The following is a 20,985-nucleotide window of genomic DNA, read 5'->3' on the forward strand; positions in this document are numbered from 1 at the left end:
GGCTGACGCATGACTCGCGAGCATCAGGTCGTCAGCAGCGCCTCGAAGGTCAGGATGGCCACCTCGGCAAGGCCCAGCCCCAGCAGCGCGCCGGCCAGCACATCACTGACGTAATGCAGGCCAAGGATCACCCGGGAAAGCGCGATCAGCAGTGCCAGCGGTGTGACGAGGATGGCAAGCTCCGGCAGCTGCTGAGCGGTCAGGCTGGCGAAGAGGGCAGCATGCAGGGTGTGACCGCTGGGAAAGCTGTAGCGGTCCAGCGGCGGCATGGTGCAGTTGATGGTATTGAAAGTGATGAACGGGCGTTCCCGACACAGCCGTGTCTTGAGCGCGCGGTAGAGCAGTGCCCCGGCACCAGCCGCCAGGCCGAATTCCAGAAACAGCCAGCCGCCCATGGCATGGTGCAGCGGCAGGCTCAGCGTCAGCAGCGCCCACACCGGCCAGTCACCCAGGCGCGAGACGATACGAAACAGGGTGAGTATCGGCCGGAACAGCGCCAGGCGCGCGACCTGGCGGCACAGGCGCCACTCCAGAAGGTCCAGTCGCTCAAAGACGGGAAGGCTGCGATCGTGCATCGGGCTTCTCCTCGGCGTGACGCAGGCAGGTCAGAAAGCCCTCGGCGATGCGGCTCCAGCCCAATGGTTCGACGCGCACGCGGGCGGCACGTCCCAGTCTGGCGATGCGGGCCGGCCGCTGGCAGGCCTCCACCGCCTGTTCGATGAAGCGCTCCGGCTGGCTGCAGGGCGCCAGCAGGCCCTGGTGATCATCGCGGATCACCTCGGCGGCCGCCGCGTAATCGAAGGCGATCACGGCCAGTCCGCTGGCCATGGCTTCCAGCACCACATTGCCGAAGGTCTCCGACAGTGACGGGAAGACGAACAGGTCGGCACTGGCGTAATGGGCGGCCAGCGCCTCACCGGTCTGGAAGCCGGCGAAGATCGCCTCGGGCAGGCGCTGCTCCAGACGCTCGCGCAGCGGGCCGTCTCCGACCAGCACCAGGGCGAGGTCCGGTTGCACGGCCAGCATGGCCTCATAGGTGCGGATCAGCAGCTCGATGTTCTTCTCGGCGGCCAGGCGCCCGACGTGCAGCGCGACGGGTTGCTGTGAGCTGACGCCCCATGACTTGCGCAATGCTTCGCTGCGATGACTGGGCGAGAAGCGCTCGCAATCCAGGCCGCGTCCCACCACCTGCACATGCTCGAAGCCTTGCTGCATCAGGCTGTCTGCCTGGGTGCGGGTCGGTACCAGCGTCATGTTGGCGGCGTTGTGGAAGCGGCGCAGGCCGCGCCGTACCAGCGGGCGTAGCGCCTTGAGCCGGTAGTGGGTGCTGTATTGATCGAAATTGGTATGGAAGCCCGCGACCACCGGCAGGCCCAGACGGCGGGCGACCATCAGCGCGCTGATGCCCAGCGGGCCTTCGGTGGCGATATAGACGACGGAGGGGCGATGCTCGCGCCACATGCGCATCAGGCGCTGCGGCGCCGGCACGCCGACCTGCACGGTGTCATATCCGGGCAGGCGGAAGCCGCGTACCTGAAGCTCCTGCTGGACACGCGGCTCCAGGCTGCCATCTCGGGTGGCGGGGCGAATGAGTTGGAGCTCACAGCCGCGTGCGATGAGTTGATCGCACAGATGACTCAAGGTATGAGCCACGCCATTGATCTCCGGATGCCAGGTTTCACTGACGAAGGCAATGCGCTCCATGACGTCTCCCTAGATGACTATTGTGGTCATTATCGAGAGAGGGAGTGACGGCGGCATAACAAGCAGGTGACGAAGCGATGACACACCCTCAACCCCTCACAACTCAGAGGTATGAGGGTTGTCTCATGAATCGTCAAGCAAGGACGACAGTCACCGGCGTGGCACCGGCGCTGTCGTCATCTGGCGGGGATTGGAGGTGGCGCCATGTCGGGCTGGCGCCGTGAAGCAACGCTGGTTCAGCGCTTCTCGAGAATCTCGCGCGGGTCGATCGGCTTGCCGCCGTGGCGCACATCGAACAGCAATTCATGCTGACCGTTGTTGCCGCGTGCGACGCGACAAAGCGGCGTGCCCGGAGTGACCTGCTGACCCACCTTGACCAGAATCTCGCCGCATTGGGCCAGCACGCTCTGCAGGTTGCCGGAGTGGTGCAGGATGACCACGTTGCCCAGTTGGCGCATGGAGTCGGCGAAGCGCACTTCGCCCCGCGCCGGTGCACTGGCGATGCCGCTGGCGGCGGTACGAATCTGCATGGGCGCCAGCTGGCCATTGCCGTTGGTGCCGAATTCACGCGTCACGCTGCCGGCGGCAGGCCAGCGCCATGACTGGCCCGGCTTCTGCAGCGGGCCGGGGTCCGGGCGGGCGACCAGGCTGCCACCGCTGGCGCGCGCGGCCGGGGCGCTGCGGCTCGGGCCACCGTTAAGCGGCACCGAGATCAGCATGCCGACATCGAGATCATTGGGGTCCTTGCCGGGGTTGGCGGCCTGAATGCGCTGCGGGCTGGCACCGAAATAGCGACCGACCTTGGAGTAGGTATCGCCGGGGCGCAGCTGATAGCGATACGGGCCGCCGGAGGGCGCCCGCTCACGCGCGGTGGGCACCAGGATGCGCTGACCGACCTTGAGGTCACGAATCTTGACGCCCGGATTGAAGCGCGTGAGGCGCAGCAGGGGAATGTCGGCATCGCGTGCGATCTGCCCCAGGGTATCGCCCTTCTGGATGGTGACCCACTGGCCGGCCGGCGAGCCGGAATAGCTGCCGGTCGCGCAGCCGCTCAGCCACAGGCCGAGACAGATCAGCGCCAGCCAGCGCAGCGCGACGCCAACACGCTGCAGAAGTGGACGGTTCACGTCAGGTTCGGCCTGCGCTCGTGCCGAGAAGTCCGCGGCATTCAGGCCGTATTCAGTGTTCATCAATGTCATTCCCTGCACGTGACAGTCGGGCATCCTTGTCCTTCCAGACCTGATTGAGCCATTGCTGGAAGCGCTCGCGATAGGCGGCGTCCGCATGATAGTTGCCGTCCAGCATCCAGGGCTCCAAGGGCCGCTGAGTGATGACGAGCGTGATGTCGCCCCCGTGACCGCACAGGAACTGCCAGAAACTGGCATCGGCATGTCGGTAATCGAGGGTGGCATCCAGAATACCGGAAAGTCGATCGCCAAGCGTGTTGATCACCTGGGCACTGCCGCCGGCACGCGGCTTGAGCAGGTGCTGGAAAGGGCTTTGCTGCTGGTTGTGCTTGGCGGGCGTGAAGCGAGTGCCTTCCACGAAGTTGAAGATCGCCATCGGCGCCTGGCGTGAGCGCTCGCACATGCGTCGCGTCGCTTCGCGATCACGCTCGGCGAGCCGCGGATTGCTGGCCAGTTTCTGCTGGCTGTAACGGCGCATGAACGGGAATTCCAACGCCCACCAGGCAAGGCCGATCACCGGTACCCAGATGAGCTCCTGCTTGAGGAAGAACTTGGGCATCGGCGTACGACGGTGCAGGGCGTACTGGAGAACGAAGATGTCAGTCCAGCTGCGATGATTGGCGATCACCAGCCACCAGCGACGTCGGGCAGACCCATCGCGTAGCGATGGCGGCACGTGGATGTCCCAGCGCGGACGCAGCACATGGCGAATCCACAGGTTGTTGGTGCCGATCCAGCCCATGGCGAGGCGGTTGAGCCCCTCCAACATGTGCAACTGCAGGCGGCGCGATGGCGTGATCAGCTTGAGTGCGGCCAGCAGGTAAAGCGGCAGCGCCCAGCACAGGGTATTGATGATCAGAAAGACAAGGCTGATGACACCTCTGATACTCGACATGCATGACTCCTTCATCAGGTGGCGCCATCGTAATTCACCCAAGAGTGGATGCCCACCCCGCTTGCGTGGGGGATGGCAACCCTGCGTTGCACGAAGCGAACGCCCCTCAGGTCGAATGGCGGGGCGCACGCAGCTGTGATGAGATGCATTGCCGGTCGTGTGACGGGTCGGTGCAAGGGAAAGGTCGTGGCAGGGTTCACGTTGAAGTCACGCCGGGCACCGTCAATCATCGCCGCCGCTGCGCGACGATATCTCAGGGAGTGAGAGTGGCATGTGGTTGCAGGGACTGTTGATCGGGCTGGCGCTGGCCGCCTTCGTGTTGATTGCCATAGAGGATGTGATCCATCTCAACAAGGCCAAGACGACCTTGTTGCTGGGCACCTTCAGCTGGTTGCTGCTGTTCATCTTCGGCCCCGCGGCCCTGGCGGTGGATGATGTCCCCGAGGCCTTGAACGAGAACCTGCTCGAGATCGCCACCTTGTGGCTGTTTCTGATGGCGGCGATGACCTTCGTGGCCTTTCTCAATGCCAAGGGGCTGATCGCCAATCTGATCTACCGCCTGCTGCCGAAACGCATCGGGGAGCGCGGCCTGCTGTATCTGACGGGACTCTTTGCCTTCGCCTTTTCATCGCTGGCCGACAACATCACCGCGACGCTGGTATCGCTGACCCTGGTGCTGTCGCTGGGCCTGGCGCCGAAGAAGACGCTGCGCTTTGCGGTGCTGGCGGTATTTGCCGTCAACTCCGGCGGCGTGGCGCTGATCACCGGGGACGTGACCACGCTGATGATCTTCCTGGCGGGCAAGGTGCGCATCAGCGAGCTGATGCTGCTGGCGCTGCCGTCCTTCCTCAGCGTGATGCTGCTGGCGACGCTACTGCTGCCCGGGCTGGGAGGCGAGGTGAACCTGGTGCGCGAGCCACGCGAGACCCGGCGTCTTGATCGTCTGGTCGCCTGGCTGTTTCTGGCCACCATCCTGTCGACCCTCGGGCTCAACGTGCTGTTTGGCGTGCCGCCGCTGCTGACCTTCCTGTTCGGGATGTCGTTGATGTTCCTGCTTGGACATGTCGCCGAACGGCGCAGCGACAGCGAAGAGCGCCGCATACTTGATTACATTCGTATTATCGAATTCGATACATTGCTATTCTTCCTCGGCATCCTGCTGATGGTCGGGGCGCTCAAGGAAGCTCGTCTGCTGGAAGGCCTGGCACAGCTCTATGCCCTGATGCCGGCGATGCAGGCCAATTATCTGGTCGGGCTGCTCTCGGCGTTGGTGGACAACGTGCCGCTGACCGCTGCAGTGCTCAAGGCGGATGTCAGCATGAACGATGCCGAGTGGCTGGCGCTGACCTATGCCGCAGGTGTGGGTGGCTCACTGCTGGTGATTGGCTCCGCCGCCGGGGTGATCGCGCTTTCCAAGGTGCGTGAGGTGAGCTTCATGAGTTATCTGCGCTTCTTCCCGGCGTTGTTACTGGCCTACAGCGTGGGCTATCTGGGGGCATACTGGCTGGGCGGGCAGATCACGAATACGCCAGTGACATTGGCGCTCTCGTCTCTAGGCTGATTTGAGGGGTGCTGGGGGGGTGTTCACTACGGCCACAGCCGCTGCCACAGTGGCCGTCTGATGCACTGCCAGATGCGTGGTCGGAAGGGGAATTGGCGCTGTTTGCGGTCGGCTGATCATTTTTTGATCAATCTGTCTGCGCTCGCCTGATCTCGATGGCGATACCTAGATGTACAGAGATTCTTCACAGCTTTTTCCACAGCTTCTGTTGATAACCTGTCTGCGACGTTAGGTTTAGAGGATCAGGCACAAGGCGCAGGCATGGCGGGGGAAAGCGGCGGGGGAAGCGGCGAGTCGTGCAGTGATGACATCATGAGGTGATGCCATGAAGAGTGATGGCAAGAGAGGGTGTGAAGGGTATGGCATGACAGGTCATGTCACTCTCTGAACACAAGAGCCCCCTACGCATGCGCAGGGGGCTGAATGCGACTCATCTCATTGCGCAGTGCTGCCAAGAGGCCATTACGCGCTGAGCTGGCACAGCGTATGTTCCGGCAGCAGTTGTTCTGCGGGACGCTGTTTTCCTTCTTGCTGAGTCGTCACCGGTGCCGTCGCCAGCAGGGCGATGCCGCCCAGCACCACCATATGCTCGTCACCGTCCGCGAACACCATGCGCTGGGCGTGGGCCGGGTAGTAGTGATACTGCAGCTTGGGATTGATGGGCAGTACCGCATGATGGCGCCCGGTCTGCGGTGCCATGCCGTAGGCCAGCATGCCCTCGCAGACCGCTTCCAGCGTTTCGCCAAGCTCTTCGGCATTGAAGCCGACATGGTGCAGGCGCGGCCCCATCACGGAGAGCCAGGCAGCCAGCGGGTTGGCCTCGAGCAGGCGCTCGAAGGTCGGCCAGTCCGGCATGTCCCACGGACGGCAGGGCGCGAGCAGGTTCTGACCCTTGCAGTCATCACGATGACTCTGACTGATCAGGCGCTTGAGCAGGTCACGGTGCATCGGCGGCAGGCTGTTGGCCTGCAGTTCCGCCAGCATGACGGCAGCGCCACCATCCGGGGGAAGCAGCAGATCGACCAGCAGGCCGCGGTCGGCCATGGCGTACTGTTTCACGCGGCGATAGCCCTGGTGGTACAGGCTGGGTAACAGTTTCTCGCTTCTGAAAGGCCCCTGATTCAGCGTCAGGAACATCAGATATTCAGGGTTGATGCTGTCTGGCCAGATATCCAGCGCCCCGATGTCGGGGTGGCGATGGACGAAGTCCAGCCATAGCTGCTGTTGGAATTCCTTGCGTTGCATGATGCCTCCTTGGACGGCCCCTATGACCTCAGTGCTGGAGCGATTATAGGTAGTCGTGCAAAGGGGTATTCAACGCCATTATCCGTTTTTTCGCGTTTCTTGATCGGAGAGTAAAAATGCCAGTGCTGGTGGCGTATTGCGTGGTTCTCATGGTGTGGTCGACGACACCGCTGGCCATCTCGTGGAGCGCTTCGGGCTGGCTGCCTGCCTGGTCGGCGATGGGCAGAATGTTAATTGCCGCATGCCTTGGTTACCCATTGTTACGCATGATGGGGCTGAAAATGGACCTTTCGCGTGGGGCACTGCGCAGCTACTCGGCAGCCGCTCTGGGTATCTGGGGTGGCATGTACTTCGCCTACCTGTCTGCGGCCTGGTTACCAAGCGGTATCATGTCGTTACTGTTTGGACTGGCACCATTGCTATCAGGGCTTTATGCACGCTGGTGGTTGAAAAGTGCTCCACTTGACAAGTTGCAGTGGATGGGGTTTGCGTTGGCATTGAGTGGACTGGCCGTCGCGGTCTCGGATTCCCTGGCGTTGCCGCCGGGCAGCTGGAAGGGAGTCTTGACCATGCTGCTGGCCGTCAATTGCTTCGCCGCCTCGGGGGTACTGGTGCAGCGCGAACGGGCAGGGCTGCATCCGCTGGTGCAGACGGAGGGTGCGCTGCTGGTCTCGCTGCCGCTCTATCTGGTGTGTGCGCTGATCGTCGATGGCGTGCCGCAGGCCCTGCCGGAGGGGCGGCCGATGGCGGCCATCCTCTACCTTGGCATCTTCGGCTCGCTGATCGGCTACCTGTGCTACTACTTCGTGCTGTCACGCCTGTCGGCCAGTACGGTGGCGCTGGCGACCTTGATCACCCCCATCTTCGCCATGAGCCTGGGCGCGGTGCTCAATGATGAGCTGATCTCCAGCCGCGTGCTCGCTGGGGCCTTGCTGATCGTGATCGGGCTGTGCGCCTATCTGTTCGGCCCGCAGTGGCGGGCGCGCCTGACGTCCCGCCGCCTGTCGCAGGGCTGAGCAGGACTCGGGCCGCTCGCCTTTCGAGGAATCGGGTCTGCACGCAAGGTGTTGCCGAGTGCCCCAACGACAAGGGCCGCCCCTGCCGGGGCGGCCCTTGTGTCTTTTCAGGCGCGACTGAGCGCTCTGACGAGTGGTGCGACGTCAGTCCTGATTGTTCTGGAACAGGCGCTTGAGCTCGACCATGGCGGCTTGCTCGCTGTTGACGAGCGCTTTCTGGTCGTGACGGTGCTCGTAGTTCTGCTTGAGCATGTTGTCATCCATTTCCCGGAACGCACGCGCCACTTCCGCCGCGCGAGCACTGGGATAGCCCATCGCCACCAGCAGTTCTCCGCCCATCTCCAGGCTGCTGGCGTAGGTGTCACGAATCACGTGCTCCACGCCCAGTTCCATCAGCTCCCAGGCGTGGTGGCGGTTACGGGCACGCACGAACAGCTTCAGGTGCGGGAATTGATGGCGCACCATGCGCACTATGCCTGTCGAGGTCTCGGCATCATCGACCGCCACCAGCATGATCCTGGCCTGCTCGGCACCCGCCGCCCGCAGCAATTCGGCGCGGCTGGCATCGGCGTAGAAGATGCGCGACCCGAACTGACGCACGAACTCGACCTGGGTGATATTGGGGTCAAGCGCGGTGAAGTTGATGCCCTGGCTCTTGAGCATGCGCGCGCTGATCTGGCCGAAGCGGCCGAAGCCGGCGATCACCACCTGCGGCGTTTCCTCACCGAAGTCCTCGTCATAGGGGCGCTTGGCTTCGCTGGTGGCGCCGAGGTGGCGGGCATAGCGATAGAGGAAGGGCGTGGCAGCCATCGACAGGGTCACCGCACTGATCACCAGGCTGGTGAGGGTCTGATCGAAGATGCCGGCGGCCATGCCGGCGGTCAACAGCACGAAGTCGAACTCACCCCCCTGTGACAGGACCGCGGCCAGCGGCAGGGCCTCGGCCATCTTGAGGCGTGCGACGCGTCCGACCAGCGTGATGACGATGACCTTGCCGAACATCAGCGCCAGCGTCAGCGCCAGCACGGTCAGCGGACGCTCCATCACCAGCGACACGTCGACCGACATGCCCACGGCCATGAAGAACAGCCCCAGCAGCAGCCCCTTGAAGGGCTCGATGTTGGCTTCCAGCTCGTGACGGTAGACGGTATCGGCCAGCAGTACCCCGGCCAGGAAGGCGCCCAGGGCCATGGACAGCCCCACCCATTCCATCAGCAGCGCCGTGCTGATCACCACGAACAAGGCCGCGGCGGTGAAGATCTCGTGGATCTCGCTGCGCGCGACCATCTTGAGCAGGCGCGGCACGACAAGGCGCCCGACGATGATGACCGCCGCGATCATGCCGATGCCCTTGGCGATGCCGATCCAGTTGGTGCCGGTGGAGGCATCGAAGTTGTCAGCGAACAGCGGCATCAGGGCCAGCAGCGGGATCACCGCCAGGTCCTGGAACAGCAGGATGGCGAAGGTCGACTGGCCGTGCGGCGTCGCCAGCTGCTGATTCTCGCTCAATACCTGCAGCGCGAAGGCGGTCGAGGACAGCGCCAGAATCAGGCCCAGCAACACGGCGGCGGGCAATTCCAGCCCCAGCCACAGGCCGACAGGGGTGAGCAGGGCGCCGCACAGCAGCATCTGGGCGCTGCCCAGGCCCGCAAGCTTGAGGCGCATGTCCCACAGGCGCTTGGGCTCCAGTTCCAGTCCGATCATGAACAGCAGCATGACGACCCCGAATTCGGCGAAGTGCAGCACTTCGCCAGGCTCCGAGATGAAACCGATCAACGACGGACCCAGCAGTACCCCGATGGCCAGATAGCCCAGGATGGAGCCGAGGCCCAGACGCTGGAAAAGTGGCACGGCAACCACCGCGCACCCCAGCAGCACGGCGCCTTCCATCAACATGTTCATGTGCGTGTCCTTGTGCATACACGGGCGGAGAAGGCAGCGATTGTCGCTGCCCCCTCCTTTTGTCGCAAGCGGCAAGGTGCGCAAGACGCGACCTTGTGTGCTGCGTTGTGGTGCGAGTAAGCGTCGTGACCAGGGGCGGGAGGCGGTGACGCAGGCACAAAAAAGCCCCCGCCAATGGCGAGGGCTTCAGCAGTGAAGCGGCTGATGGCGGCGATCAGGCCTGCGGCATCAGAGCTTCGTCCTGCACGTACTGGTTGAACTCGGTGAAGCCACCGATGTGGGTCTGATCGACGAAGATCTGCGGCACGGTCTCGACCGGCTTGCCGATGGTCTTTTCCATGTCGGCCTTGCTGATGCCTTCGGCATGGATGTCGATGTAGCGGAAGTCGAAATCATCGCGCTTGGCGGTGAGCTCTTCCGCGAGGTCCTTGGCGCGGACACAGAAAGGGCAACCCGGACGACCGAAAATGACTGCAAGCATGAGACTCTCCTAAGGTTCGTGACTCTCGTTCAGCCCGTACTGGGTGGGCCGAGAAAATGGCGCCGGCACTGCCGGTGAGTAATCGATGACCGCCATTGTGCTTGAGCCTGCCCGGGTTTGCCAATTGAGCCGTACTACCAAAGTCATTGGGGCAATCAATCACTGCCGTGCTGAGGATTAGCCCATCAGCAGCAGATTGGCGCCAAAGCCACCGACGATCAGCAGCGTGAACAGGATCAGCGCGAGCAGGAAAGGCTTCATGCCCAGTGAGCGCAGACGATCGAGGCGAGTCTCGACGCCCAGGCCCGCCATGGCCATGGTCAGTGCCACGCTGCCGAGGGTAGAGAGGCTTGAGTGCACTGCCGCCGGGATCTCGCCGGTGCTGTTGATGCCGGCCATGGCGATGAAGCCCAACGCGAACCACGGAATCGTCATGCTGCCGCCGGTCTCGCGGTCATCGCCTTCGGTACGGGCCCGCATCGCCCACAGCTTCGGCAACAGCAGCAGGAAGGGTACCAGCATCATCACGCGCATCAACTTGACGATCAGCGCATTGGCCAGGGCGTCCGGGCCGACCGCTTCACCGGCGGCCACGACCTGAGCGACCTCGTGGATGGTGGAGCCGATATAGATGCCGAACAGGCCTTCATGCATGCCACTCAGCGGGTAGAGCAGCGGGTAGACCAGCATCGCCAGCGAGCCGAACAGCACCACCGTGGCGACGGCCATGGCGGTGGCCGCCGGGCGTGCCTTGATCATTGATTCGGTCGCCAGTACCGCCGCGGCGCCACAGATGGCGGAACCGGCACTGGTCAGCAGTGCGGTGTCGCGGTCCAGCCCCAGCCAGCGCGTGCCGATGAAGTAGCCGCTGCTCAGCACCGCGGTGATCACCAGCACATCGAGGAAGACGACGCTCCAGCCCAGGCCGAGAATCTGCTGCAGGGTGATGGAGAGGCCGAACAGGATGATGCCGAGACGCAGCAGCTTCTTGGTCGCGATATGCAGCCCCGGGGAGAGCGCCGCGGCGTGCCGGCTGGTGATCGGCAGGTTGCCGACCACGATACCGCACAGCAGGGCGAAGACCAGCGGGCTGATGCCGGTGGAGGCCAGCGCCGGAATGGAATGCAGTGCCAGTCCCACCAGGGTCAGGCCGCCACACAGGGCGAGGCCCGGCAACATGCGGCGCAAGCGCTCGGCAGTGGCGGGGGGAGTCAGGGTCTGTGCGTCCATGAGCATTCTCCTTGAGGAAAGTGGCCTATCCCGTGCGGAACATGGCCTGTCTTGTTATGGGTCGTGCGCTGGCGTGTGGTGCACGGCTGTCATCGGCAAGGGCGCTTGAGTCTGCGTCGCTTGCTTAGTGCCTCTGGTTTGATGATTAGTCTATTCGGGAATATTATTCGGCAGTTAGTCGATTATTCTTTTATTACATACCGGAAAAACCGATATGCAGATCCACATCACGCTGCGCCAGTTGCAAGTGTTCGTGGCGGTGACCCGCCACGGCTCCGTCAGCGCCGCGGCGCGCGAGATCGGCCTGTCGCAATCGGCGGCGAGTCAGGGGCTATCCGAGCTTGAGCGTCATCTCGAGGTGCAGCTGTTCGAGCGCCTCGGTCGCCGCCTGGCCCTGAACGCCAATGGTCGTCGCCTGTTGGCGCGCGCCGAGCAACTGCTGGAACAGACCCACGCGCTGGAGCTGGAGGCGCGTGAGCCCGGCGTGGTGGATGGCAACCTGCGTGGCGAGCTGGAAATCGCTGCCAGCGCCACCATCGGCACCTGGTTGTTGCCGGGGCTGGCGGGGGCCTTCATGCGCGAACATCCGGGCACCGAGCTCAACCTGCGTCTGCGCAATACCCATCAGGTGGTGGAGGCGGTGCTCAACTATGACGCCGAACTCGGCCTGATCGAGGGTGACTGCCATGCGCCGCGCCTGATGAGCCAGACCTGGCGCGAGGATGAGCTGGTGGTGGTGGCGCCCCCGAGCCATCCGCTGGCCGTGCGTGGCGTGGCGCTCAGCGATGAGGACCTCGCCACCGCCGACTGGATTCTGCGCGAGGGGGGCTCGGGCACGCGGGCGGTCTTCGAGCGTGCACTGCACGGGCGGATCGAGCGCCTCAAGGTACGCATGGAGCTGGGCCAGCACGAGGCCATCAAGCAAGCCGTATTCGCCGGGCTGGGGCTGGGATGTCTGTCGCGGCTGTCAGTGGCGGCCGAGATCGCGCGTGGCGAGCTGGTGGTGCTGGCCACGCCCCAGCTCAACCTGAAGCGGCGCTTCTCGATGCTGTGGCACCCGGAGCGTTACCGCAGCCCGCTGTGGCAGGCGGTCAAGGTCTATCTGGAAGCCAGCCCGCGCTGAGCCGTCGAGGACGGAGCCGCCGCGCGCTTGATAGTTTGCTAACATAGGCGCTCCCCGCGAGCCGGCTGCCGCCGAGCCACGCCGCTGAGCCACGCCGCTGAGCCTGAGCTACCGCGCCTGAGCTACTGCGCCTGAGCCACGGGGAGCGTAACGGTCTGTCTAGCGTCCATGGAGATGATGATGAGCACAACGGTCGAGCTTTATTACCACGAGAGCGATGCTCGTGATGGCGCCGAGGAACAGACAACGAGCCAGCAGGACGCGACGCCGCTGGTCATTCTTCACGGCCTGTTCGGCAGTGCCGACAACTGGCGTTCGCATATCAAGTCGTGGTCGCGGACGCGCCGCGTGATCGCGGTGGATCTGCGCAACCACGGCCGCAGTCCGCACGTGGCCGGCATGAGCTACCCCGAGCAGGCCGCGGATGTCCTCGCGCTGCTCGACCGCCTTGCCATCGAGCGCTGTGACCTGCTGGGCCACTCGATGGGCGGCAAGGTCGCCATGCAGGTCGCACTCGAGGCGCCCGAGCGTCTGCGCAGCCTGCTGATCGCCGATATCGCGCCGGTCGCCTATGGCCACGGGCATGACGATATCTTTGCCGCCTTCGAGGCGGTACGTGACGCGCGCCCGGCCTCACGCAAGGAGGCCGACACGGTGATGGCGCAGCATGTCGATACCCCGGCCATTCGCCAGTTCCTCGCCACCAATCTGGTGCGTCTCGACGATGGCGCCATGGGCTGGCGCGTCGGGCTGGACCATATCGCGGCGGGCTACCCGCAGATCGTCGAGGCGCCGCACGGTCAGGGGCCAATCGAGCTGCCGGCGCTGCTGCTGTGGGGCTCGCGCTCCAACTATGTGCAGGCCGAGGGCCTGGCGACGATGCGCGAGCACTTCCCTGCGCTGGAAGATGACTCGCTGGAGGCCGGCCATTGGCTGCACGCCGAGCGTGCCAGCGAGTTCCAGCAGGCGGTGGTGGCGTTCCTTGATCGCGTCGCACGCGCTTGAGTACGCCGAGCAGCCACTCCGAAAATCGTCAGCCGGCCGCGAGCGAGCGGGTCATCCCGCCGGTGACCACCCACGAGCGCCTGGTGGTGGCGCTGGTCACCCTGCTGCAGTTCGCCGTCATCATGGGCTTCACCATGGTGATGGCGCTGGGCCCCGACTTTGCCACCTCGCTGGGCATTCCGCTGGATCACCTTGGCTATATCGTCGGCAGTTATCCGCTGGCCGCCGCGGTGGGCACTCTGCTGTGGACGCGACACGCCGATCGCTTCGATCGGCGCTGGGCGGTGTTGGGCTTCCTGTTCGGCGCGGCGCTCTGTCACCTGATCGCCAGCTTTGCCACCGACTTCGAGACCTTGCTGGCGGCGCGCATGCTGGGCGGCCTGTTCGGCGGGCCGGCGGCGGCGACGGCGCTGGCCATCGTGATCGACGTGGTGCCGGGAGTACGTCGGGGGCGTGCCATGGGCCTGGTGATGGGTGCCTTCTCGGTGGCCTCGGTGCTGGGGCTGCCGTTTGCGCTGTGGCTGTCGCAGGGCTTCGGCTGGCAGGCGCCATTTCGCGCCGTGGCACTGTTGGCGCTGCTGGTATGCGGGCTGCTGGCCTGGATACTGCCGCCTATCCGCGGCCATCTCGATAACCCCGAGACACGTCAGCGCAGCCGCAAGGGCACCACGATCCTGAAGATCCTGGCCCAGCCCGACCATCGGCTGGGGTTGGCGCTGATCGCCACGGCGATGTTCAGCAACTTCCTGGTGATTCCCAACCTGGCAAGCTATCTGCTGTTCAATCTGGGCCTGCCGCGTGAGGATCTCGGTGGGCTCTACATGATCGGTGGCGGCCTGTCGCTGGTCGGCATGCAACTCACGGGGCGGCTGTGTGATCGCTATGGCTGTGTCTGGCCGGGCACCATCACCTGCCTGATGACGGCGCTGGTCGGCTGGGCCTTCCTGCTGCATTCGCCGGGACCGTCGCTGATCTGGATCGGCTTCGGCGCCTACATGCTGTTCTCGTCGGCGCGGCGTGTGACCCAGAATACGCTCAACAGCTTCATTCCCGCCGACCACGAGCGAGCGGCCTTCACCAGCACCCAGAGTGCCGTGCAGCATCTGAGTTCCGCCGCCGGCAGCTATGTGGGCGCCGGACTGCTGGTCAGCACCCCGAGCGGCGCGTTAGAGGGCATGCCGCTGCTGGTCGCGGTGCTGATGATCGCGCTGGTGATTCAGCCGCTGCAGATCCTGTGGCTGTCGCGTCGCCTGGCACGCCGCTAGCGCTTGTCGAATAGGCACAAGACGGCGAGAGCGAGCCGGTCCTGAACCCAAAACGCCCTGTCGGAATCTCCGACAGGGCGTTTTGCATGGGGCGCGCTCAAGCGCTCAACGCCTCAGGGCGTGTTGACGTCGACGGCCAGGTGGCTCAGCGACTGGCGCTTCTTGATCATGCCGCGCTCGAACAGGAAGTCCTCGAAGTCACGGTAGCGGCCGGCATCCAGCGCGGCAGGACGCAGCGCGAAGCGCGGTAGGGTGGCGTACCAGGCTTCCTTGTTGAGCTCGGTATCCAGTGCCGGGTCGGAGTCGCGGAACATCTCCCAGCCCTGGTCCGGATGGTTGATGATCCAGGCGGTGGCTTCGCCGACGGCGGCGAGGAAGCCGGCGTACTGGGCCTGCTTGCGCTCGTAGCTGTCGCTGTTGGCGACGAAGATCAGCTCGTCATAGGTCGGCACGCCTTCTTCCTCGATGTAGAAGGCGCGGCCCTTGACGCCTTCCTGGGCCATCTGGGCCAGCTCGAAGTTGCGGAAGGCGCCGGTGACGGCATCGACCTTGCGCGTCAGCAGTGACGGCGTCAGCGAGAAGTTGACGTTGGTCAGCGTGATGTCATCCAGCGTCAGGCCGCTGTGCTGCAGCATGGTGGAGAGCAGCACTTCCTCGACGCCGCCTACCGAGTAGCCGACCCGCTTGCCCTTGAGGTCGGCGATCGACTGGATGTCGCTGTCGGCGCGCACCACCACCACATTCAGCGGCGTGGCGACCAGGGTGCCGATACGCACCAGCGGCAGGCCCTGATCGATCTGCAGGTGCAGCTGCGGCTGATAGCTGATGGCGATGTCGACGCGCTCGGCGGCGGCCAGCTTGGGCGGCACGCTCGGGTCGGCGGGGGCGATCAGCTCGACATCAAGACCGTGCTTCTTGAACAGGCCCAGCTCCTGCGCCAGCACCAGCGGGGCGTGGCCGGGGTTGGTGTACCAGTCGAGCATGACCTTGAACTGCGTCAATGGCTGCTCGGCGGTGGCAGCGTCCTTGGTAGCGTCATTGGCAACGCCCTTCGAGTCAGCATCAGCGCTCTGTTCGTCGCTGGCGGCTGGTTCAGCGCCGTTCTTGGCCTGCTCGGCGGCGCCGGCGGTCGCTTCCACGGCTTCCTGGCTTGCCACCGGCGCCGAGGCGGTCGAGTCACCGTTCACTCCGACCTCGGCCTGCTGAGCGACGATTTCCGGCGCTGACTGGGTGCTGGTGGCGGGTTCTGCCTCGGCGGCGTGGGCCGACATGGCGGTGGCTGGCAGGCTGCTCAGGCACAGCGTGGTCAGCAGGGTGGCGAAGGCGGTGGACAGCAGCGAGGCACGCGGTGAACGTGTCGGCTGCGCTTTGCGCCGTGGCGCCGATGACGAAAGAGACATGGCGGAGTTCCTTGTGATCACAGGGTAGTGGTGCTGCCGTTCGTGGGCGGCAGTCGTCAGGCTCATGCAATTTGTGTCGAGCGTCGTTGCGTCTTTCGGTTACGCGATCTTGCGGTCTTGCGGTAGTTGCTCGAAGCCCAGGCGTGTCAGCTCAGACGTGTCAGCCGGTCGCGGTGCCAGGGCATCAGGGCGCGCAGCAGCGCATCCAGCGAGAAATAGAGCAGCAGGGAGAAGGCGACCAGCACCAGCAGGGCGGCGAACATCAGGTCGATCTCCATGCGCGCGTTGGCGTTGAGCATCAGATAGCCCAGCCCCTGACTGGCACCGGCCCATTCCCCGATGACGGCGCCGATGGGGGCGGCGGTCGCGGCCATTCGAATGCCGGAGGCCAGTGCCGGCAGCGCGGCGGGCAGCTGGATGTGGATCAGTCGGCGCCATGGGCTGGCACCCAGGGTATGGGCAAGATCCAGCCAGCCCTGCTGGGTCTGGCGCAGGCCGTCGTAGCCGGTGGAGGCGACCGGGAAGTAGATGATCAGTGTCGCCATCACCACCTTGGACAGCATGTCATAGCCGAGCCACAGCACCAGCAGCGGCGCGATCGCGAACAGCGGTATCACCTGGCTGATCAGCAGCATCGGCAGCAGCGTGCGGCGCAGGCGGGGAATGAAGGCCAGCGCCAGCGCGGTGGCAAGGCCGAGCAGAATGCCCAGCACCAGCCCGGCCAGTATCTCGCTGATGGTGACGCCAGCGTGATGGGCCAGCAGCGGCGCCTTCTCGATCAAGACCTCGAGCACGGCCTGCGGCGTGGGCAGAATGTAGGGCGGTACGGCGGTGACGGCAATGATCAGCTGCCACAGCCCCAGCAGGAGCAGCGCGCTTATGACGAGGTGACGCATGGCGTGCAGACGTTTCATGCGGCCTCCTCGCTATCACGCAGGCGGGCGATCAGTTGTGCCTGCGCCGGTGGCAGGGCCGGGTCATCCAGTGGCACCGGGCGTGCGGCGCCAAGCCCCGGCAGGCGTTCCAGCTCGGCGCCGTGGCCCGGGAGGCTCGACGGGCGCAGCACCAGCAGCTGATCGGCGAGGCGCAATGCCTCCAGCGGGTCATGGGTCACCATCAGGACGGTGCGGCCCTTGAGCAGGCGGCTGGCCAGATCATGCAGCTCCAGACGGGTGATGGCATCCACCGCCGAGAACGGCTCGTCCATCATCACGACCGGCGCCTGCTGGTAGAGTGTGCGGGCGAGGGCGACGCGCTGGCGCTGACCGCCCGAGAGGGCGTCCGGCCAGGCCTGCTCACGGCCCTCAAGCCCGACCGCGGCCAGCAGTTCATGAGCAAGCTTGCGATTGCGCGGCCGCCGGCGCAGGTCATCGCCCAGCCACAGGTTGTCGATGACGCGCCGCCACGGCAGCAGCAGGTCCTGCTGCGCCATCCAGGCCACGCGGTCGGTCAGCGGCTGACCGTCATCGGTGGCGAGGTCGAGCTGGTGGAGGTCTGACATCTCAAGGCCGGCCAGCAGGCGCAGCAGCGAACTCTTGCCGCAGCCGGAGCGCCCCAGCAGTGCCGTCCAGCTACCGGCTTCCAGACGCGCGGAAATATCGCGGAACAGCGTGTGGCCGGCGTAATCGATTCGTGCGTTGTTGAGGGTGAGTCCCAGCGACACAGGCAATTCCGTGGTCAGGCGGCGTGCCGGCAGGAGGAAGCAGGTGACGCGCCGTGCAGGGCACGCGTCGGGGATTCCCTCCGCCGGTATCAACCGGATCAGGTTCCAGGGGTTGTCGCGCGACGTATCGCTGCGGCTCTCAGCCCATCCTCGGGCACCCCCATCCAGGTCGACAGTGTAACGTCACTCTCTTGCCGGTGTCTTGTCCGACGCGGGTCAGGGGGCGGGTCCGGTGGGCAGGGCAGAGGTGGCGTGCGAAACGGACTATGCCGATGTGCCACGCCTTGGGTATGCTGAGCATTACTGTAACAAGACGTGTAGCCCAAGGAGATCATCATGCCCGACACACCGGATCTCTCGACCTGTTCCAGTTATCCCGTTCCCCCACGGCGGCCGAGCACGGCTGAGGCCGTGGGCGAGCCGCGTCCCGTGCCCAGGGGCTGGCCCGAGGAGTCACTGACCCGCCGGCTCTCGACCTATCTGGGTCAACCGCTCGAGCCGCTGGCGCTCGCCTGGCCGGATAGCGCCAACTGGCTATGGCGCCAGCGTGGCGGCACGCCCGGCCTCATCAAGCTGGCGCGCACCGGCCCAGACCATGACCCCTTCTGGCGCGCCATGCGCGGGGTCTTCGGCGCCGATCGCTGGGCGACGCCGGAGGGCCTGACGCGACTAGCGGGCGCCTTGCCCGCGCGTCTGCCGATTCCGCCACTGCCCCTGACCTTTCTGGGGCGTCTCGATGGCGCGCCCATCTGGCACCTGCCGTGGTCCAGCGGGCAGCCGAGCGATCTCAGCATCACCTTCTGTGAGCTGCTGGGCGACCAGCTTGGTCGCCTGCATCAGGACACGGTGTCCGGCTTCGGCCAGCCGCTGGCGCAGCCGATGCCGCTATTGCACTGGAATACCCGCGTCACGCGCTTTCTTGCCCATCACCCGCGTCGCGCGGAGCTTGGCACGCTGCTCAAGCGCACCTTCCCGGCACCGACTCGCGCGGTGTGGTGTCTGCCGGACATGCGCGCCGATCAATACCTGTGCGCCGCCACAGGCTGGGTATGGAGCGATTGGGAAGCGCTGGTGTGGGCGCCGATCGAGTTCGACTGGGCGCTGGTGGAGTTGCTGCTGGAAACGCCGGAGCAGCGTCAGGCCTTCATGAAGGGCTATTCGCGCCATGGGCGCATGATCGATCTCGACGGCCAGCGCGAGCTGTGCCGTGCGCTGTTGTGGGCGATGGAGGCCTTCGGTCCGCGGCCCTATGCTGAGCTTGCGGCAGCCCCAGCCTGGGTCTCGCCGCGTAGCCTGGCGTGAAATCCGCGTGCTGCACGCTGCAAGTACATGAAAGGTGTGAAATTTCTCTGCAGCCCCATCGCTGACATGGAATACTGTGGGTGAGTCGTCATGGACGTCACTCGAGATCTGATGTAGGGCTTGGCGGGGGAGCACTCGTGGTAGAGAACCTGAATTATTATTTCTTGCTGGCAGGCACGCTGATCGCCTTGAGCGTGTTGGCCAGCCGCGTCTCGGCGCGTCTTGGCATGCCGCTGCTACTGCTGTTCCTCGGCCTTGGCATGCTGGCGGGTGAAGATGGCGTACTGGGCATCCAGTTCGACGACGCCTCATCCGCTTACATGATCGGTAACCTGGCGCTGGCGCTCATCCTGCTCGATGGCGGCCTGCGCACGCGGCTGTCCACGTTTCGTGCCGGCCTGAAACCGGCACTGGTGCTGGCCACCGTCGGGGTCTTCATGACCAGCGGTCTGGTGGGCCTTCTGGCCATGTGGCTGTTTGATCTCACCCTGATCGAAGGCCTGCTGGTCGGAGCCATCGTCGGCTCCACCGATGCCGCGGCGGTCTTCTCGCTGCTGGGCGGCCAGGGCGTTCACCTCAATGAGCGTGTCGGTGCGACGCTGGAAATCGAGTCCGGCACCAACGACCCGATGGCGATCTTCCTGACCATCACGCTGGCCGAGATCCTGACCGGTCAGCTCTCCGGCGTCGCGTCGGGCATCATGAGCTTCCTGCTGCAGTTCGGTGTCGGCGCCGCCATGGGCATCGCCGGCGGCTGGCTGATCGCCCGTCTGATGCGCTATCTGGACCTCGCGCCCGGCCTCTACTCGCTGCTGGCGCTGGCGCTGGGCCTGAGTCTGTTCGCCACCACCAACGAGATGGGCGGCAGTGGTTTCCTTGCCATCTATCTGTGCGGCCTGATGATCGGCAATCACCCCGGCCGGCATCTGGAGCACATCCTACCGGTGCATGATGGCCTGGCGCATCTCTCGCAGATCGTGCTGTTCCTGATGCTGGGCCTTCTGGTCTCGCCCTCGACCATGCTGCAGTTCGCGCTGCCGGCCGCCATCCTCAGCGTGGCGCTGATTCTGGTGGTGCGCCCGCTGGCGGTCATCCTGTGTCTCAAGCCGTTCTTCCGCTTCCGCTGGCGCGAGCTGTGGTTCATCAGCTGGGTCGGGTTGCGAGGGGCGGTGCCGATCGTGCTGGCGATCTTCCCGGTGATCACCGGGGTCGAGAATGCCGGTCTCTACTTCAATGTCGCCTTCTTCGTGGTCATCATCTCGCTGCTGGTGCAGGGCTCGTCGCTGGCGCCGATGGCGCGCAAGCTGCGGGTGGTGGTGCCGCCGGGCGCACAGCCCAGTCGCCGCAACCTACTCGGCATCATGCCGGTCAATGACTACGAGATGCTGGTCTATCGCGTCGACAACACGGCGCTGGAAGGCGTGGCGCTGCGCATGCTGCGCTTCCCGTCGGGGGCCAAGGTCGGGGCGCTGTTCCGCAACAAGGTGCTGATCCACCCCAAGGGCAGCACCTGCCTGCATCAGCAGGATGTGCTGTGCGTGGTGGGGCGCTCCTGTGATGTGCCGAGCCTCAACCGCATGTTCAATGGCGAGAGTCTGCAGCACGAGCAACGCGCCTTCTTCGGGACCTTCACGCTGGAAGGCGATGCCAACATGCAGGATATCGCCGATGTCTACGGCTTGACGCTCTCCCAGGGCGAGCACCACCTGACCATCGCCGAATTCATCACCCGGCGAGTCGGCGGGGTGCCGGTGGTCGGCGACGATGTCGACTGGCATGGTATCCACTGGGTGGTGAACGAGGTGGAAGGCAATCGCATCACCAAGGTCGGCCTGCGACTGCACTGAGTCTGAGTCCGTTTCTGGGCCTGAATCTGTGTCAGGGCCTGAGCCTGCGCCTGCGCTTCACACGATACGACGCCCCCATTGCACTGCGTGTAATGGGGGCGTCGTGTTTGGACTCATCAATATCGTATTCTGTTGATGTCAGGCCAATTTGTCCGTGAC

The 20,985-nt window shown here is 64.8% G+C and carries 18 protein-coding genes and 1 riboswitch; of the genes, 7 read left to right on the plus strand and 11 right to left on the minus strand.

Annotated elements, in window-relative coordinates:
- Nucleotides 1-23 precede the first annotated feature (23 nt).
- From LCW13_RS06320 to LCW13_RS06335, 4 genes are all read right to left on the minus strand, one after another.
- Entirely contained in the window at nt 24-575 is a 552-nt protein-coding gene (locus tag LCW13_RS06320) for a phosphatase PAP2 family protein (protein ID WP_043335024.1), read from the minus strand.
- Nucleotides 547-1,704: a glycosyltransferase family 4 protein gene (locus LCW13_RS06325; RefSeq protein ID WP_043335027.1), complete on the minus strand. Its 1,158-nt coding sequence runs from the start codon at nt 1,702-1,704 to the stop codon at nt 547-549. The genes LCW13_RS06320 and LCW13_RS06325 overlap by 29 nt, the downstream gene beginning before the upstream one ends.
- Nucleotides 1,705-1,940: 236 nt before the next feature.
- Nucleotides 1,941-2,894, minus strand: coding sequence for a LysM peptidoglycan-binding domain-containing protein (locus LCW13_RS06330; RefSeq protein WP_225347832.1), 954 nt, complete (start codon nt 2,892-2,894; stop codon nt 1,941-1,943).
- A complete protein-coding gene (locus LCW13_RS06335; RefSeq protein ID WP_043335030.1) occupies nt 2,884-3,786 on the minus strand; it encodes an acyltransferase in 903 nt (300 codons plus the stop codon). The genes LCW13_RS06330 and LCW13_RS06335 overlap by 11 nt, the downstream gene beginning before the upstream one ends.
- A 271-nt stretch (nt 3,787-4,057) precedes the next feature.
- Between LCW13_RS06335 and nhaD the strand changes: the two genes are divergently transcribed.
- The gene (gene nhaD / locus LCW13_RS06340; protein WP_213114316.1) at nt 4,058-5,347 is read left to right on the plus strand and encodes a sodium:proton antiporter NhaD; all 1,290 of its coding nucleotides are present in this window, start codon (nt 4,058-4,060) and stop codon (nt 5,345-5,347) included.
- Between the two features lie 462 nt (nt 5,348-5,809).
- Here nhaD and LCW13_RS06345 read toward each other — a convergent pair whose 3' ends face one another.
- Entirely contained in the window at nt 5,810-6,592 is a 783-nt protein-coding gene (locus LCW13_RS06345) for a VOC family protein (protein WP_043335032.1), read from the minus strand.
- Nucleotides 6,593-6,708: 116 nt separating this feature from the next.
- Here LCW13_RS06345 and LCW13_RS06350 point away from each other — a divergent pair, with 116 nt between their 5' ends.
- A complete protein-coding gene (locus LCW13_RS06350; protein WP_131431689.1) occupies nt 6,709-7,608 on the plus strand; it encodes a DMT family transporter in 900 nt (299 codons plus the stop codon).
- A gap of 144 nt (nt 7,609-7,752) precedes the next feature.
- Here the strand turns inward: LCW13_RS06350 and LCW13_RS06355 are convergent, their stop codons facing one another.
- From LCW13_RS06355 to LCW13_RS06365, 3 genes are all read right to left on the minus strand, one after another.
- Complete coding sequence (locus LCW13_RS06355) at nt 7,753-9,510, minus strand: monovalent cation:proton antiporter-2 (CPA2) family protein (RefSeq protein ID WP_107335164.1); 1,758 nt, start codon at nt 9,508-9,510, stop codon at nt 7,753-7,755.
- 214 nt (nt 9,511-9,724) lie between these two features.
- Nucleotides 9,725-9,991 (minus strand): GrxA family glutaredoxin, encoded by a 267-nt coding sequence (locus LCW13_RS06360; RefSeq protein ID WP_043335038.1) that lies wholly within the window; start codon nt 9,989-9,991, stop codon nt 9,725-9,727.
- 177 nt (nt 9,992-10,168) lie between these two features.
- Nucleotides 10,169-11,221, minus strand: a complete 1,053-nt coding sequence (locus LCW13_RS06365) for a YeiH family protein (protein WP_225347833.1) — start codon at nt 11,219-11,221, stop codon at nt 10,169-10,171.
- 214 nt (nt 11,222-11,435) lie between these two features.
- Between LCW13_RS06365 and LCW13_RS06370 the strand changes: the two genes are divergently transcribed.
- The 3 genes from LCW13_RS06370 (at nt 11,436) to LCW13_RS06380 (ending at nt 14,614) form a co-directional block, all read left to right on the plus strand.
- Nucleotides 11,436-12,344 carry a LysR substrate-binding domain-containing protein gene (locus LCW13_RS06370; protein WP_043335040.1) on the plus strand — a complete coding sequence of 303 codons (909 nt, stop codon included), beginning with the start codon at nt 11,436-11,438 and terminating at the stop codon, nt 12,342-12,344.
- A 180-nt stretch (nt 12,345-12,524) separates the two neighbouring features.
- A complete protein-coding gene (locus LCW13_RS06375; protein WP_317292831.1) occupies nt 12,525-13,349 on the plus strand; it encodes an alpha/beta fold hydrolase in 825 nt (274 codons plus the stop codon).
- Complete coding sequence (locus tag LCW13_RS06380) at nt 13,346-14,614, plus strand: MFS transporter (RefSeq protein WP_225347835.1); 1,269 nt, start codon at nt 13,346-13,348, stop codon at nt 14,612-14,614. Before LCW13_RS06375 ends, LCW13_RS06380 begins: the two co-directional genes overlap by 4 nt.
- A 113-nt stretch (nt 14,615-14,727) precedes the next feature.
- Here the strand turns inward: LCW13_RS06380 and LCW13_RS06385 are convergent, their stop codons facing one another.
- The 3 genes from LCW13_RS06385 to LCW13_RS06395 form a co-directional block, all read right to left on the minus strand.
- Entirely contained in the window at nt 14,728-16,014 is a 1,287-nt protein-coding gene (locus LCW13_RS06385) for an ABC transporter substrate-binding protein (RefSeq protein WP_225347836.1), read from the minus strand.
- 146 nt (nt 16,015-16,160) lie between these two features.
- The gene (locus LCW13_RS06390) at nt 16,161-16,928 is read right to left on the minus strand and encodes an ABC transporter permease (RefSeq protein ID WP_225347837.1); all 768 of its coding nucleotides are present in this window, start codon (nt 16,926-16,928) and stop codon (nt 16,161-16,163) included.
- Entirely contained in the window at nt 16,925-17,677 is a 753-nt protein-coding gene (locus LCW13_RS06395) for an ABC transporter ATP-binding protein (RefSeq protein ID WP_200906787.1), read from the minus strand. The genes LCW13_RS06390 and LCW13_RS06395 overlap by 4 nt, the downstream gene beginning before the upstream one ends.
- 58 nt (nt 17,678-17,735) lie before the next feature.
- Nucleotides 17,736-17,849: riboswitch (TPP riboswitch) on the minus strand.
- 164 nt (nt 17,850-18,013) lie between these two features.
- Between LCW13_RS06395 and LCW13_RS06400 the strand changes: the two genes are divergently transcribed.
- Complete coding sequence (locus tag LCW13_RS06400) at nt 18,014-18,979, plus strand: phosphotransferase family protein (RefSeq protein ID WP_225347838.1); 966 nt, start codon at nt 18,014-18,016, stop codon at nt 18,977-18,979.
- Between the two features lie 137 nt (nt 18,980-19,116).
- Nucleotides 19,117-20,826: a potassium/proton antiporter gene (locus tag LCW13_RS06405; RefSeq protein ID WP_131431696.1), complete on the plus strand. Its 1,710-nt coding sequence runs from the start codon at nt 19,117-19,119 to the stop codon at nt 20,824-20,826.
- Nucleotides 20,827-20,985 lie beyond the last annotated feature (159 nt).

The sequence above is a fragment of the Cobetia amphilecti genome, from assembly GCF_020217465.1.
GTDB classification, from domain to species: domain Bacteria; phylum Pseudomonadota; class Gammaproteobacteria; order Pseudomonadales; family Halomonadaceae; genus Cobetia; species Cobetia amphilecti.